The sequence below is a fragment of the Myxococcus virescens genome (assembly GCF_900101905.1).
Classification (GTDB): Bacteria; Myxococcota; Myxococcia; order Myxococcales; family Myxococcaceae; genus Myxococcus; species Myxococcus virescens.
Map to the genome: position 1 here is coordinate 502,601 of NZ_FNAJ01000003.1, position 14,843 is coordinate 517,443.

Here is a 14,843-nt window from a genome sequence, read left to right on the forward strand (position 1 = left end):
AATCCCGTGACGCTGCTCCGCGCCGCCAACGTTCAGCTCAGCTTCGGAAGCCGCACCGTCTTCCAGGACCTCACCTTCACCATCGAGGAGGGGGAACGGGTGGGCCTGGTGGGCGTCAACGGCTCCGGCAAGTCGTCGCTGATGAAGATATTGGCCGGGGCCGCCCGCGCCGACACGGGCGAGCTCCAGCTGCGCCGCGGCGCCCGCGTCACCTACCTGCCCCAGGAACCGGAGTTCCCCGAAGGCGCCACGGTGGCCTCCGAGCTGTCCGTGTCCCAGGGGCCGCTGAAGGAGGCGCTGACCGCTCACGCGGAGCTGGCGAAGCGGATGGAGTCCGCCCCGGCGGAAGAGCAGGAGAAGCTGATGGCGCAGTTCTCCGCGCTCAGCGACCGCATCGAGCAGATGGGCGGCTGGGACACCGAGCACCACGCGAAGACGCTGCTGGACAGGCTGGGCGTGAAGGACTGGGACCGGCCCGTGGCGCAGCTGTCCGGCGGCCTGCGCAAGCGCGTGGCCATCGCCCGGGCCCTGCTGACGCGGCCGGACCTGCTGCTATTGGACGAGCCCACCAACCACCTGGACGCGGACACGGTGGACTGGCTGGAGGAGGAGCTGGACAAGCTGCCCGGGGCGCTGCTGCTCGTCACGCACGACCGGTACTTCCTGGACGGGCTGGTGGACCGCATCGTCGAAATCCAGCCCGGCGCGGGCGTCACGTCCTACCCCGGCAACTACCAGGCCTACGTGGAGCAGAAGCTGGTGGCGCAGGAGAACGCCGCGCTGGCGCAGCACAAGCGCGAGCGCTGGATTGCCCAGGAAGTGGCCTGGCTGCGCAAGGGCCCGGAGGCCCGCCGCACCAAGAGCAAGGCCCGCATCGAGCGCGCGCAGAAGCTGATGGCGGAGAAGGGCTTCGAGCGCCCCAAGGTGGCGGAGCTGCGCGTGGCGGCGGCGCCCCGGCTGGGCCACACCGTCATCGAGGCCGAGGGCGTGAACAAGGCCTTCGGCGACCGCAAGGTGCTGGACGGTGTGAACTTCCGCCTCCAGCGCGGCGAGCGCGTGGGCCTGGTGGGTCCCAACGGCGTGGGCAAGACGACCTTCCTGCGCGTGCTGTTGGGCGAGGTGGAGCCCGACGGCGGCAAGCTCGTCATCGGGAAGAACACGAAGGTGGCGTACTACGACCAGAGCCGAGCGCAGCTCGACCTGGAGGCCACCGTGTACGAAGCGGCCTCGCAGGGCGAGGACTGGGTGGAGCTGGGCGACCAGAAGATTGCCCTGCGCGACTACCTGGACGACCTGCTCTTCCCCGTGCCCATGCAGCGCATGAAGGTGAAGGCGCTGTCGGGCGGCGAGCGCAACCGGCTGCTGCTGGCGCGCCTGTTCCTGGAGGGCGCCAACGTGCTGGTGCTGGACGAGCCCACCAACGACCTGGACATCGTCACCCTCAACATCCTGGAGCGGCTGCTCCTGGACTTCGGGGGCAGCACCCTGCTCGTCACGCACGACCGGTACTTCCTGGACAAGGTGGCCACCAGCATCCTCACCTTCGAAGGCGAAGGCCGCGTCACCCGCTACGAGGGCAACTACGCCATGTACCGGCGGCTGAAGGAGCAGGCGGACGCGAAGGCCGCGGCCCCCGCCGCCCCGAAGCCGGGCCCCAAGCAGGAGGAGCCCGCGCCCGCGCCCGCCAAGGCCGCGCGCAAGCCCGGGAAGCTCTCCTACAAGGACCAGCGCGAGTTGGACGGCATGGAGGCCACCATCGAGGCCGCCGAGTCGCGCAAGGCCGGCCTGGAGGCCCAGCTCGCCGACCCCGCCGTGTACAGCAACGGCCCCAAGGTGGCGGAGGTGCAGAAGGAGCTGGACGCCGCCGTCGCCGAGGTGGACCGGCTGTACACGCGCTGGCAGGAGCTGCAGGACCTGGCCGCCGCCAGCGCGTAGGCGCCGCGCGCGTCCGTCCATTCCCAGCCATGTCTGGGAATGAGACTTCACGGAAACACGGGAAGAATCCGGACGACTGGCCCGTCAAGCCGGCAAGTTGTTTGGAACCCCAATACTTGCTGGCCGCAAGGGTAGGCGTGCCGCCCTTGCACGGAACTGGCGTGTCGTGCGACTCGTGCGGGACTTCGGGCCGTCGCATTCACGTCGTGTTTCATTGGAGGCGCGTCTTGCCGTCCCGGCCTGCGCTTGCGCTTGTCTCTGTGTTGTCTTCATTGGCCCTGTTCGTTGGCCCCGCTGAAGCGCGGGCCCAGGGCCGGTCGCTCCCCTCCTTCAACCTCCAGCGTCTGGAATTGGACCCGGCGGCGCTGGGCTCGCTGATGGTGGGCACGGGCCGCACGCTGCCCCAGGGCGCGCTGCGGATGTCGGTCCAGGGGCACTACGAGCAGCTCCCCTTCACCTTCCAACGTCGCTGGGAGCCGGGCAGCGGCCGTGGCCTGGTGGAGGACCGCTTCACCATGGACCTGACGGCCGCCTACGGCGTGCTGCCGTGGCTCCAGGTCGCCGCGGAGGTGCCCTTCATCGTCAGCCAGGGGGGCACGCGCTTCCGGGACTTCAACGCCCCGGAAGGCTCGGGAATGGGGACGCCGTGGCTGGGCCTGCGCGCGGCGCTGAAGCGTCAGGACCTTGGCCTCCAGCTGGCGGCGGACCTGTCAGCCGCGCTTCCGGTGGGCAGCACGGCGCTGCTGGCCCGGGACGACTACGCGGTGCACCCCCGCCTGCAGGTCGGCTTCCTGGCGGAGACGTGGCAGGTGGGCGGTGAGGCCGGCGTGCTGGTGCGCAAGAAGCACGAGCTCGCCAGCGTGTCCGGCTTCTCCCAGGACGTCATCGGCAGCGAGCTGCGGCTGGGCGCCACGGTGACGTCGCGGGCCGGGGAGAGCACGCGCGGCGAGGTGAGCCTGGTGGCGGGGCTGCCGCTGCAAGGTGGCCGTCCGGGCGGCGAGTTGCTGCTGGCCATCCGCAAGCACGCGCTGTCCTGGCTGGACCTCTACGTCCTGGGCGGGCCGGGCGTGGGCGCCGGCATGGACACGCCCACCTTCCGCTTCGTGGCGGGCGCCTCGTTCTCCACCTTCCGGGTGGACTGAGGCGCCCCGCCCCGCGGGGCCTACTTGGGCATCACGCCGAAGGCCTTCGCCATCGCGATGCCGATGCCCAGCAGGCTCTCCCCGGCGATGAAGCCGGAGGACACCGGCAGCACCATGTCCTCCGCCAGCTTCGGCTTCGTGCGGCGCAGCAGCGCGGCGATGGCCGAGCCCAGGAAGAAGGCGATGGAGCTGGAGCCCGGAATCACGATGGCCAGCCCGAAGCCCGCGGGGGACGGCACGTAGGCCTTGGCCTTCGCCGGGGCCCAGCGCTCCAGCAGCACCAGGAAGATGCCCAGCGCCGCGCCGCACAGCGCGCCCATGCGCGCCGAGCCCGGCAGCGCGGCCACGCCCGTGGCGAGCAGCTTCGACACGCCGGCCCACACCATGGAGGCGGGCGCGGGGAACTCCTCCGTGCCCAGCATGCTGGCGTCTGGCACCAGAATCTTGAACACGGGCACCACCACGGCCGCGCCGGCCACCACGCCGAAGAGCTGCGCGACGAACTGCTGGCGCGGATTGGCGCCCAGCAGCCACCCGGACTTGAGGTCCGTCAGCAGGTCCGCGGAATGGAGCCCCACGCCGCCCGTCGCGTTGGCGCTCATGACGTTGGCGGGGATGTTGCCCGGCGCCAGGCCGCCGAAGATGAGCTGCGTGACGGGGCCCAGCGCCTTGGTGGGCGTGGTGTCCGTCTCGCCCGTCACCCGGCTGGCGATGACGCCCATGACGACGGCCAGCGGCATGGCCAGCACGCCCGCCCACCACGGAATCTGGAACAGGTAGGCCATGAGGAACACGGCCACCGGGCCGAGAATCGCGAAGCCCAGGGGGAACCACGCGGGCGGGCACTCGATGCCGGCCAGCGGGTCGGCCTCCTCCTCCTTCGCGTTCTTCCCCTTGAACAGGCCGGACAGCGACTTGAAGGAGCGCGCCACGCTGCGCCACTGGAAGGCGAAGGAGAGCAGGCCCGAGGACACCAGCACCGCCGAGCCCGTCCACACCATCCAGCTGTTGATGGAGCGGTAGGTCACCTCGCCGATGGCGCCCTGGCTCACCATGGCCGGAGCGAGGAAGCCGTAGGTGAGCACGGCGCCCAGCAGCATGGACCAGCCCGTGCGGAAGCTCACCAGCGCGCCCGCGCCCACCAGCAGCAGGCTGAACTCGAAGGACAGCGACCACGCCGACGCCTTCTTGCCCAGCATCGTGAAGGGCAGGCTCACCTTCTCCGGGATGTTGGTCAGCCACGTGAAGCGCGCGTCCCGCAGCGCCACCACGAGCGCGCCGATGCCACCCGCGATGCCCAGGAGCCGCGACTTGCGGCGGGCCACCTCGCCATGGCCGTGCAGCGCGCGGATGGTCTCCGCGGTGGCCGTGCCCGTGGGGAACGGCAGCGCCTCCACGTTGATGAGCTGGCGCTTGATGGGGATGGCCGCGAAGACGCCCAGCGCGGAGATGACGGCGAACCACACCATCAGCCAGCCCGAGGACGGCAGCGTGCCCGTCAGCATCAGCAGCGCGGGCACCGCGGCCATGTTGCCACCGCCCGTCATGTAGCCGGCGGCCGACGCCACCGAGCCCATGGCGTTGTTCTCCAGGTCGGTGAACTCCGTCTTCAGCACCCGAATCGAGCGCAGCGTGCCGAACACCGCGAAGGCCAGGATGCAGGCGGTGATGGTGACGCCCAGGCTCCAGCCCGTCTTGAGGATGACGTACAGGTTGGACAGGCACATCACCGCGCCAATCACCATACCGGCGATGACGGCGCGCACCGTGAGCTGACGCACCCCACCCTGGTAGACGTGCTCCAGCCAGTAACGTTCCGGATCCTGAGCCGCGGAGGCGCCCGCGTCACCCGGTGAGTCGGACGGTTGGATGCGGAGGCCGCTGGGACTGGGCGTCTGGGAGGGGGACTGGCTCATGGGGGCGGCGAAGATAGTTCACCCCCACGCCCCCCGGCGAGCACCGCGTTTGACGGGGCGGACCAACCCGGGAGGCTGGCCGCGCCGCGTCAGGAGCCTGCGTCAGCCGTGCTCATGCCCGCCCGGCCCGTGGACGTGGCCGTGGGAGAGTTCCTCCTGCGTGGCGGCACGCACGCCCTTCACGGTGACGTCGAAGTGCAGCGTCTTGCCGGCCAGCGGGTGGTTGAGGTCCACCACGACGCCGTCATCGCGCACTTCCTGGATGCGCAGCGGGATGTCGCCCTGGTCCGTCTGCGCCATCAGCGACTGGCCGGCCTGCGGCGAGAAGCCGGGCGGCAGCATGCTGCGAGGCACGGTGCGCACGCCCGCCGGGTCGTGCTCGCCGTAGCCCTGGCCGGGCGCCACCACCACCTGCTTGCTCTCGCCGAAGCTCATGCCCTCCAGGGCCCCTTCGAGCCCCGGGACGATCTGCCGGTGCCCGTGCAGGTAGGAGAGCGGCTGCTCGGGCGCGCTCTGGTCGATGACCTGGCCGTCTCCCAGGTGCAGCCGGTATTCGAGCGAGACGACGGAATCCTTGGCGACCCTCATGCGGGGCTCCTTGCCGATGACGGCGGTGGGACTGCGTTTGCTGTGGGGAAGGTGCGGCGGGAAATGCCCGGCGTCAGGAAGCAGAGGGGTCCACGGCTCCCTCTTCGGCCGGGCTGTCGGCCGACTCTCCGCGCGCCACGTAGACGGCGGCGGCCAGGTCGCCGGTGACGTTGAGCGTGGTGCGGCACATGTCCAGGAAGCGGTCCACGCCCAGGATGAGCCCCAGGCCCTCCACCGGAATCTTGAACATGCCCAGAATCATCGCGATGACGGGAATGGAGCCCGCCGGCACGCCCGCGGTGCCGATACCCGCCAGGATGCAGATGAACATGATGAGCGCCTGGTCGGACAGGCTGAGCGGCACGCCGTAGACCTGGGCGAGGAAGAGCACCGTGACGCCTTCGAAGAGCGCGGTGCCGTTCTGGTTCATGGCCGAGCCGGCGGTGAGCACGAAGCGCGACACGTTGCGCGGCAGCTTGAGGTTCTCCTCCGCCACCTTGAGCGCGGTGGGCAGCGTGGCGCTGGAGGACGACGTGGAGAAGGCGGTGACGATGGCCAGCCGGCTGCTGCGGAAGAAGTCGATGGGGCTGCGCCCGCCCAGGAAGCGCACCGACAGCGAGTAGACGACGAACATGTGCAGGCCCAGCGCCAGCAACACCGTGCCCATGTAGGAGGCGAGCTGCACGAAGATGCCGAAGCCCAGCCGCGCCGTCATGGCGAACAGCAGCGCGGCCACACCGACGGGCGCCAGGCTCAGCACGCCGTCGATGAGCTTCATCATCACGTCATAGAGGCCCTGGATGGACTCGCGCAGGCGCTGGACGGGCTCGCTCGGCGTGAGCGCCACGCCCATGCCGAAGATGAGCGAGAAGACGATGAGGCCGATGAAGTCCCCATCCGCCGCGGCCTTGATGGGGTTGGTGGGCACCATGGAGACGAGCACCGCGCCGAACGAGGACGCTCCCGGCGCGGCGGCCGCCTGGATGGTCATCCCGCCCTGGGCCAGCGCCCGGGCCTCGTCACTGAGGCCCGCGCCGGGCTGCAGCGTGTTGACCAGCACCAGCCCGATGAGGACGGAGATGGAGGACAGGACGACGGTGTAGCCCAGCGTGCGAGCCCCCAGCCGCCCCACCTGCTTGAGGTCCAGCTCCGCCACGGCCACGACGATGGCGGAGAACAGCAGCGGCACCACGAGCATCAGCAGCAGGCGGATGAAGATCTGCCCCACCGGCGAGGCCACGTTGTCCACGACGAAGGCCAGCCAGGGCGCGCCGCCCGCGACGACATTGGCGACGAGGCCCGCCACCGCGCCGGAGGCAATGCCGACGAGCATCTTCTGGTGCGCTTTCATCGAATCTCCGAGCCCTCCTCGCCGGAGGAGAATGGTCCGCGCCACCGGGCGGCAGGCGAAGATGGCATGCTGTCCTCCTCGTGGAAACCCTCGTTCGACTCACTGAGAACGCCGTGCCCCCCCTGCTCTTCCGCCGCCTGCTGCGACGCTTGGGGGCCGTGGGCACGGAGCGCCTGCGTCAAACCTACCAGACGACCTTCTGGTACGACTTCGGCCCCTCGGCCAACGTGGTGGAGGACATCATCCTCACGCTGCGCCCGCACATCGCCGGCAAACGCCGCGTGGCCGGCGTGGAGTGGTGGCTGTCGCGCATGTACCCGACGGACGTGCGCGTGGACTTCCACCAGGACCGCGACGAGAAGCTGGCGCAGCGCACCGGCGAGTTGGTGCACCCGCGCATCTCCTCCGTGCTGTTCCTCAACCGGGTGCGCGGCGGCGCGCTGGTGGTGACGCCCGAGCTGCCAGACCCGGCCAATCCGTCCCTGGCCCCCACGCGGCTGGACACCGCCGACCTGGTGACGCCCCGGCCCAACCGGCTGGTGGTGTTCGACGGCACGCTCACCCACGGTGTGCTGGACGCGAACAACCAGATTCCTGACGGGAAGCTGCCCGGAACGTCCCGGCAGCGCCGCACGCTGGTGATGAACTGGTGGGGCCACCGTCCCACCGACATCCCCGCGTGGGCGGACACGCGCCTCTACCGGGCGCTGGCGCGCTGAGCTTCCTCGCGGGCCGTCTCGCGCAGGCGGTGGGTGACGCGCTCGGCCCACTCCGGCTCGATTTCCAGGCACGCGGGCCGCCGGCCCAGCCGCAGCGCCGCCGACGGCATGGAGCCACTGCCCGCGAAGGGGTCCAGCACCGTGTCCCCCGGGCGGCTGTACGTGCGCACCAGGGGCTCCAGGACGGAGAAGGGCTTGTGGTGCGGGTGGCCGCCCCAGCGCTTCGCTTCGCCTTCATCGTCATAGCCGCCGACCACGGCCCAGACGGTGGGCAGATCTCCTGGCGCCAGCGGCGGCGCGGGCGTGCGGGCAATCACGAGCGCGACTTCGTAGACGCGCAGCGTCTGCTCGTTGGCGTTCTTGTCGGTGGTGCGCTTGCCCCAGACGTACTCGCCGCGCAGGTGCGGGTAGCCCAGCCCGCGCGCGGCGGTGAGAATGGGCTCCTTGCCCAGCAGGTTCGTCCAGATGATGAGCGGCGCGTCCGGCGTCAGGTGCGCGGTGGCGCGCGACAGCCAGGCCTCGGAGAAGGCGCGGTAGTCGCGCACCGTCTCGAAGCGGACGATGGGGTTCTGGTCGATCTTCTTGTGTGCGCGCGTGTCTCGCAGGTCCCCGCCCTTGCGCCGCCGGGTGAGCAGGCAGTACGGCGGGTCCGTGTGGAGCAACGCGGCGCGGGTGTCGCCCAACGCGGCACGGTAGCCCGCCGGCTCGCGGGAATCGGCGTTGATGCAGCGAAGGGACTCGGGCGGGGGAATGGAGGTCATCGGCCTGGGCGGCACCCTACACGGCGGGGCGCGAGGCTCAAGTGGCGCGCTCACCGCGCCTGGAAACCCTCCAACTTCAAGGTCCGCTTGCGGCCCTCGTCCCACAGCTCGAGCGTGTACCGGCCGGCGTCCGCGGCCTCCGGCTCCTCCAGGACGATGATGACGGGCGCGCTGCCCGTGGCGTCCAAGGGCCCTGCCTGCCAGGGAGGGAGCGTCCGCATCCGGTTGCCCTGGGCGTCGGTGAGCGCCGCGCCGGCCGCGACCCATCCCTTCCCCGCCTCCGAGGGAAACAATGAAAGCCGCAGCGCGGCCCACCCGGGGGACAGACGGACGAGGCTCGCGCGGCGGACGACGAAGTCACCCGTCACCTTCCGGGGCGCCCAGCGCCTGAACATGACGGTGCTCTCGTCGCGGATGTCCGCCACCAGGGACTCGCGCGTGTACTCCCCTCCCGTGCGGGAGCGCTGGAGCTGCTGCACCTGGCGCTCCAGCCGGAGCATCCCCGCACGGAGCTCCTCCACCTCCTGCCGGTAGGACGCGGCGGACCGGGCATGGCGGTAGATCTCCACCTGGCGCTCCGGCCGCGTGGCATCCACGACGAGGTCCAACACGGCCCGATCCGGCACGGCGCCATCATGGAACCGGACCTCCAGCCGCAGCCGCTCCCCCTCCCGGAAGGTGGGCGAGGGCACCAGCACGAGGTGGTCCTCCGTCACGCCGAAGCGCTGGAACCGCTCACGGCCTTCGAGCGCCAGCTGCTCCGGACGGATGCGCGCATCGAAGAACAGGGTGGTGGACAGACCGGGGCTGATGCGGACCTCCGGCGGCGTGGCCAGACCTCCCGCCTGCACGTCGATTCGCCGCACCACGGCGGCCCCCGCGGGCGCGTCCACCGCCGCGGACTCCGCCAGGGTGGCCCACAACAAGCCCCACGCGAGCACGATGAAAGTGGGCGAACCAGTCAAGGCCGAGCAACCTCCAGCAAGGACGCCTCCACACCATGACAGGTGAAGGGCTACCTGCGGTGCCCCATTTCTCCAAGAACCTGGGAGATCGCCAGGTTGACGCCCGGAAACATCATCGGTCGGCCGGGAGTGCTGGAAGGGTCATACTCCATCCCCACGGCTTCCCGGGCGGCGCTGTCCACGATGTTGGCGCAGATGGGGATGCGCCGGCCGTCCGGGTACTCCACCTCCGTGAACCACCCGTAGATGGCCGTCTTCCCGTGGTACACCGTCCCATAGAAGCGGCTCCCCTTCGGGAGGCGGCCGCTCCAAGCGCTCCGAACCTCGTCGATGGCATAGAGGGTGATGGGCTCCCCGTCTGGCGGCACGGGCACCGGACGCACGGAAACATCGGGCGTCATGGAGAGCGTCAAGTCGTTGCCAATCATCTTGGGCGGGTGGAAGCCCAGCTTCGCCATGGAGTCCAACACCTCCGTCGGGCACTGGATGCGAGGCGGCATGTCCCGCACTTGGGGCCCGCTGGCGCACGCGGCCGAGAGGCAGGCCACGGCGGCGGCCTTGCCCAGCGCGCTTCCTGGCGACGGGCGCTTCTTCAACGGTGACGCATGGGCTGCTTCCCCCTCCGCGTCGGAGGAAGCCACCTGCGCGGACACTTCGTCCTGCGCGTCCGTGTCGTGGACCGCGCCCGCGTCCGGAGAGGACGGCACCGCCTCTAGGAGGGGCATCTCGGAGGGATTCGAAGAACGACTCGTCACTGCGTGACTTCCTTTCTCAATGGGAACAGGCGGGGCAGGAGCCGGGGCTCCCGCGACGGGCATCGCGAGGCGGCTCACCCCGAACACCACCAACCCCACGCCCAGCAGGACGGCCACCCCCCACCCCATGGCGGCTCGGCGCCTTGAACGCGGCGCTCGCGGCGGGGGCGTCTCCGCCACGGGCACCGCCGATGCGGGCACGGCGGGCGCCTCGACCGCGGGCACTCCGGATGGCTCAGGGGGAGTGACGGGCGCGTTCGCATCCGCCACGGGCGCATCCCGGGGCTCCGGATTGAGGGGCAGCACCGCGGCGACCTCGGACGACTCCCGAGAACGGCCAGGCCGCGAGGACGTGGAGGCGTCGGGCACCATGCGCACCCGCGGCGCCTCCGCGTCGGCGCCCTCGGGCGGACGGTCCAACGACACCTTCCAGGCGGGCTGCCGCTTCTCCTTGGCCACGTCCCAGAGGGCCTGCAGCAGGGCCTCCGTGTTGGCGTAGCGGTCCTCGGGGCGCTTCGCGAGCAGCCGCAGGGCGATGTCCCCCAGGGCGCGCGGCACCTTCGGGTTGACGACGTGGGGCGCGCGCGGCGTCACCGTTTCGATGGCCGGCAGCAGGCGGTCATACGGAAGCTTCGGGTCGAACGCGTAGCCATCCGTGAGCGCCTCGTACAGCAACGCGCCCAGCGCGTAGAGGTCCCCGGGAACGCCCGCGTCGAAGTTGGCCCCCTGCTGCCAGGTGCCCTCACGCAGGAAGGCCACGCATTCGGGCGGCAGCAGGTGCGGCGCGGCGGGCGCCACGCCCACCGTCAGCGTCGTGGCCCCGGGCAGCCGCACCGTGCCCAGATCGATGAGGATGGGGCGCTCGTCCTCGCGGCGGATGAGGACGTTGTCGCCCTTCATGTCCCGGTGGTGCACGCCCCGGCGGTGCAGGTCCGCCACCACCCGCACCAGCTCCGTGAAGACGGTCAGCAAGTGCGCCGCCGTCGGCTTCACCCGCCAGCGCCACTCATGGAACGTCTCGCCATCGATGTAGTCGGTGACGAAGTACAGGTAGCCGTCGGGAGGCTCGGGCCAGCGGTCCACGGCGTGCAGTGCCGGGAGGTTCGGATGGGGCGCGCAGGCCAGCAGCGCCGCGACCTCGTGCGCCAGCCGGCCGTTGATGTCCTCTTCCTCCGCCGCGTGGAGTCCCGCCGGGCGAAGCGCCATCTTCAGCGAGTAGTGGCGGCCCGCCCGCTCCACCTGGAAGACCCGGCCGAAGCCCCCCGAGCCCAGCGATGCCACCACGCGCCAGGGGCCGACCTCGCTGCCCGGGACGAGTTGATCCGGATGGAAGGGAGGCGACCTCACGGCCACGACCACTGCCCTCCTCCCGCCCCACCCGCGACGTCACGCGCGGGACACACGGCCCGTGGCGGCGCCATTCGCGCGAAAGACTCGGTAACCACCCAGGGAGCGGGGCTGGACAAGGGCAACCTCCAGGGTTGACCCTATCCTTTTCCCCGGGGATGTCACGTTTTCACTTACCCGCGAGGTAAGTCCACTGCTCAGGAGGACCCAACGCCCTCCGTTGGGTTCACCGCCTCGGCGGCGTCCACCCAGGCCCCGCTCAGCCGGGCCTCGGCGGCCAGCGCTTCGTCCCAAGAAGGGCCGTCCGGCAGCAGGCGCGCCGAATGCGCCAGGACGAGCCGCTCCAGCGCGAGCTCCCCACACAGCCGCCGCAGCCCCACCGCGTCCAACCCCAGGCGCGCGAGGTGGGCCTCACGGCGCGAGGCGGGCACGCGCTGGACCTGCCACCAACGGGCCTCTTCCTCAGCCACCTCGGCCTCGGAGACGCCCAGCCCCAGGGTGCGCGCCCAGCCCGCGAGCAGCGCCCGCCGCAACCCCGCCTCGGCCAGCGCCGCCGCGTTCGGGGACTCCCGAAGGACGTCCAGCACCTGCCCCGAGGACACGGTCCCCGCCTGCGTCGCCGTCACGTCATCCACCAGGTGCCGACGCCGGACCAGGGATGACGGCTCACGCGAGGCGCCGTGCGGCGCGGGCGCACCCGAGGCCACCCACTCCGCCGCCATCCGGAGGCACGCGAGCGCGTCCTGTCGCTTCAGGTCCTCCGCGCCGTGCGGAAACCACGCGTCCCACGCGGCCCGGGTGGACGCGGACCAGCGAGGTGCCACGGCCTCCAGCACCCGCGCCCACGACCGCTCCTGATAGAAGACGGACTGGCCGGCCTCGACGAGCGCCCGGGCCGCATCGCGCGTCAGCACCCGGGCCTGGGCCGCGCATGCCGCCGCGTGCCGGACGTTGACCAGGGGCACCGTGAGCGGGCGCCAGCCATGCTCACCATCCGCGTGCAGCAGCGCCACCTCCGAGTCGTCCACCACGTCGCCGTCGCGGTACCACTCGAAGATGCGCCCCACGCCCACCACGCCGTGCGGCGCCAGCTCCGCCGCGCGCAGGGCGCCCATGCTGCCGCCTCCGAAGACGGCCACGCCCGCCTCCAGCGCCGCCAGCAGCTCGTGGTGCCACACCGAGGGCTGTGCCTCGAAGACGCCATCCACCAGGGCGATGGCCCGGGGCCGCAGCCGCAGCGCGCGCCACACGTCACCCTGGCGCGCGGGGGGCAGCACCGTGCAGGGCGCCAGTCGCTTCGCTTCCGCCGCTGGAAGCGAGGGCCCCAGGAACACGACGAGCTTGTCCGCGCGCTGCTTCATAGGAGCTCCGAGATGCGCATGCCCGGCACCACCACCTTCTGCACGTGAAGGCCCTCGACCGGTGACGACATCGTCACCGCCGCCGCCCGCTTGAAGCCCGCTCGCTGGAGCTTCGCCAGCACCTGACGCACCTGCCCCGCCGCGGCGCCCTTCGCCTTCGCGCCCAGGTCCGGCATGTCCGCGGCGCGCCGCCGTGGACGGACCTGGGCACAGGCCTCCGCGAAGCCTCGCGCCGCCTCCCGGTCCGCGGCGGCCACGTCCTCGCGAGCGCCGTGGATGTCCGTCAGCCGCGACTGCGCCGCCTCCAGCAAGGCCTTCAGCAAGGCCGCCTCGCGCGTCAACGCGCACGCATAACCCGCGGTGAGCGGCACCGGGCCCTCTTCCAGGTCCACCAGCACCGCCGCGCCTACCGGCAGCCCCACCGCGCCCGGCGTGCGCGCGGCGGGCGTGGCGTCGAAGAGGTACACACCAAAGCCCCGCTCACGCAGCGGTCCAGCCAGGGCCTCCACGGCGGGAGCAAGCTCGATCAGTTCGGGCGTTCGCAGCAGCCGCCGCTGGACGACCTCTTCCGTCCACCCCTCCGGCATCATCCGCGCGAGCTGGTCCCGCTCCGTGGCCTCCAGCAGCGCGTGCAGCAGGGCCCGCCCCGCGTCCGGATGCACACCGGAGCCGTTGCTCGTCCACGCCACCGCCACCGGGCCCAACGCGGGGCTCCCGGCGGGAGGCACGTGCAGACCCTGCGCAGGCACCCACACCGGCTCACCGGAGTACAGCTCCCGCGCCTCGAGCCAGGCACAGCGCACGTGCGGGCTCCACAAGCGCGGCGCCACCAGCGCCCCCGCCGAGCCCAGTTCGTCCGCGCCCCACAGCGGGCCCAGGTGGCCATCCAGCTCCGCTCGCGAGCCCCACACGAGGGCGTCAGGCACCACCGTCTCCGCCGCCCACAACTCCGCCGTCTCCAGCAGTGCGCCCCAGGCCGCGTCGTCGTAGGAGAGGCCCTTGCCGTTGCAGACCTGGAGGACGTGACCGCCCGGCCGCACCGCGCACGCCACCTCCACGCCGGTCCGGTCCAAGCCGGTGACACGCGCCACCCGTGTCACGCCCATGGCCTGGGCCAATCGTTGTTGAAACCGCCGCGAAGACAGCTCGTCCCTGGGAGCCCGCACGGGCGCGGACCTTAGCCCGAACGCCGAACGCCTGTCCGGCGGGCCTGCGGCAAACCGAAGGCCTTCACGGTGGGTTGCCCGCACGGCTGGGCGATGCGGACCGCGGCATCAGCCTCGACCATGGCGTGTGGTGGCGCGCGTCTACCGGCACCCGGACGACGTGCACGCGGTCCCACCCTCTGCCCCCTGACGGGCGCTCACTCCCACGAGCAGTGGTACTCGCAATGCGGTGCGCCCCGGGCGCGGCACATGGGGTGGGTGACGTGCACGGCGCGGCCGCCACACAGCTCGATGGCGCGCTCGTGCCAGCCGATGATGGTGAGACAGTCCGGCTCGGTGACGTTCTCCGCGCCGAACGTCCGCAGCACCGCGGAGCACGGGCCTGTCTGCTCATAGGTGCGTGAGCCCACCGCGTAATAGAAGCGGTAGATTTTCGGCGCCTGGCTCAGCAGGAAGTGCGGCTCGCCTGCCTTGACGAAGACGTGCTGCGGGCCATGCAGCGCCTCATGGGCGGAAGCGCGCCCCATCTCCAGGAAGGCCCGGTCCTTGTCCTCGGGCGACATCACCCCCGCGATGGCCGCGTCCAACCGCAGGTTCAGCTCCAGGGGATACCAGCCGACGGGAAGCAGCATCTGCCTCAGCAGCGCCTGGTCCTCCGCGGGCAGCCGCCGCAGCACCGCGTCCACCCCGACCTGCCCAACGTGCTGACGCAGCATGTTGAGCCGCGAGATGAGCACGCCGCCCTTGATGCGTGAGCCAGTTCCTTGGGTCAACATGCCCCCGTCCCAGGTAACAACCGCCCACCCATTGTCCCCGCGCGGCCTGCTCGCCATCAAC

Annotated in this window: 12 protein-coding genes; 3 read left to right on the forward strand and 9 right to left on the reverse strand. The window is 71.4% G+C overall.

Annotated features, from left to right (window positions below; translation table 11 throughout):
* Positions 1-6: 6 nt before the first annotated feature.
* The gene (locus BLU09_RS12390) at positions 7-1,935 is read left to right on the forward strand and encodes an ABC-F family ATP-binding cassette domain-containing protein (RefSeq protein ID WP_090489532.1); all 1,929 of its coding nucleotides are present in this window, start codon (positions 7-9) and stop codon (positions 1,933-1,935) included.
* Positions 1,936-2,207: 272 nt separating this feature from the next.
* Positions 2,208-3,077, forward strand: coding sequence for a flagellar motor protein MotB (locus BLU09_RS12395; RefSeq protein ID WP_244171649.1), 870 nt, complete (start codon positions 2,208-2,210; stop codon positions 3,075-3,077).
* Positions 3,078-3,097: 20 nt separating this feature from the next.
* On the opposite strand, the gene BLU09_RS12400 is transcribed toward BLU09_RS12395, so the two are convergent.
* The 3 genes from BLU09_RS12400 to BLU09_RS12410 form a co-directional block, all read right to left on the reverse strand.
* The gene (locus BLU09_RS12400) at positions 3,098-4,993 is read right to left on the reverse strand and encodes an OPT family oligopeptide transporter (RefSeq protein ID WP_090489534.1); all 1,896 of its coding nucleotides are present in this window, start codon (positions 4,991-4,993) and stop codon (positions 3,098-3,100) included.
* Positions 4,994-5,095: 102 nt separating this feature from the next.
* Positions 5,096-5,581: an FKBP-type peptidyl-prolyl cis-trans isomerase gene (locus tag BLU09_RS12405; protein ID WP_090489536.1), complete on the reverse strand. Its 486-nt coding sequence runs from the start codon at positions 5,579-5,581 to the stop codon at positions 5,096-5,098.
* A gap of 73 nt (positions 5,582-5,654) precedes the next feature.
* Positions 5,655-6,932, reverse strand: coding sequence for a dicarboxylate/amino acid:cation symporter (locus tag BLU09_RS12410; RefSeq protein WP_090489537.1), 1,278 nt, complete (start codon positions 6,930-6,932; stop codon positions 5,655-5,657).
* An 80-nt stretch (positions 6,933-7,012) separates the two neighbouring features.
* Here BLU09_RS12410 and BLU09_RS12415 point away from each other — a divergent pair, with 80 nt between their 5' ends.
* A complete protein-coding gene (locus BLU09_RS12415) occupies positions 7,013-7,651 on the forward strand; it encodes a 2OG-Fe(II) oxygenase (protein WP_090489539.1) in 639 nt (212 codons plus the stop codon).
* Here BLU09_RS12415 and BLU09_RS12420 read toward each other — a convergent pair.
* The 6 genes from BLU09_RS12420 to BLU09_RS12445 all read right to left on the reverse strand — a co-directional run bounded on the left by BLU09_RS12420 (position 7,630) and on the right by BLU09_RS12445 (position 14,782).
* Entirely contained in the window at positions 7,630-8,412 is a 783-nt protein-coding gene (locus BLU09_RS12420; RefSeq protein WP_090489541.1) for a DNA-methyltransferase, read from the reverse strand. The two genes, BLU09_RS12415 and BLU09_RS12420, sit on opposite strands and share 22 nt — an antisense overlap.
* A 50-nt stretch (positions 8,413-8,462) precedes the next feature.
* Positions 8,463-9,377 (reverse strand): DUF2381 family protein, encoded by a 915-nt coding sequence (locus BLU09_RS12425; protein ID WP_090489543.1) that lies wholly within the window; start codon positions 9,375-9,377, stop codon positions 8,463-8,465.
* A 50-nt stretch (positions 9,378-9,427) separates the two neighbouring features.
* Positions 9,428-11,485 carry a serine/threonine protein kinase gene (locus tag BLU09_RS12430; protein ID WP_244171650.1) on the reverse strand — a complete coding sequence of 686 codons (2,058 nt, stop codon included), beginning with the start codon at positions 11,483-11,485 and terminating at the stop codon, positions 9,428-9,430.
* 191 nt (positions 11,486-11,676) lie between these two features.
* Entirely contained in the window at positions 11,677-12,840 is a 1,164-nt protein-coding gene (locus BLU09_RS12435) for a TfuA-like protein (protein ID WP_090489547.1), read from the reverse strand.
* Positions 12,837-14,006 carry a YcaO-like family protein gene (locus tag BLU09_RS12440; RefSeq protein ID WP_090489549.1) on the reverse strand — a complete coding sequence of 390 codons (1,170 nt, stop codon included), beginning with the start codon at positions 14,004-14,006 and terminating at the stop codon, positions 12,837-12,839. The genes BLU09_RS12435 and BLU09_RS12440 overlap by 4 nt, the downstream gene beginning before the upstream one ends.
* 197 nt (positions 14,007-14,203) lie before the next feature.
* Positions 14,204-14,782 (reverse strand): TIGR02265 family protein, encoded by a 579-nt coding sequence (locus BLU09_RS12445; protein WP_171443673.1) that lies wholly within the window; start codon positions 14,780-14,782, stop codon positions 14,204-14,206.
* Positions 14,783-14,843: the final 61 nt, after the last annotated feature.

What these genes read in the sequence shown, in the direction of transcription:
- BLU09_RS12400 (WP_090489534.1), bottom strand. Translation starts at nt 4,993, where the DNA reads ATGAGCCAGTCCCCCTCCCAGACGCCCAGTCCCAGCGGCCTCCGCATC.
- BLU09_RS12405 (WP_090489536.1), bottom strand. Translation starts at nt 5,581, where the DNA reads ATGAGGGTCGCCAAGGATTCCGTCGTCTCGCTCGAATACCGGCTGCAC.
- BLU09_RS12410 (WP_090489537.1), bottom strand. Translation starts at nt 6,932, where the DNA reads ATGAAAGCGCACCAGAAGATGCTCGTCGGCATTGCCTCCGGCGCGGTG.
- BLU09_RS12420 (WP_090489541.1), bottom strand. Translation starts at nt 8,412, where the DNA reads ATGACCTCCATTCCCCCGCCCGAGTCCCTTCGCTGCATCAACGCCGAT.
- BLU09_RS12435 (WP_090489547.1), bottom strand. Translation starts at nt 12,840, where the DNA reads ATGAAGCAGCGCGCGGACAAGCTCGTCGTGTTCCTGGGGCCCTCGCTT.
- BLU09_RS12445 (WP_171443673.1), bottom strand. Translation starts at nt 14,782, where the DNA reads ATGTTGACCCAAGGAACTGGCTCACGCATCAAGGGCGGCGTGCTCATC.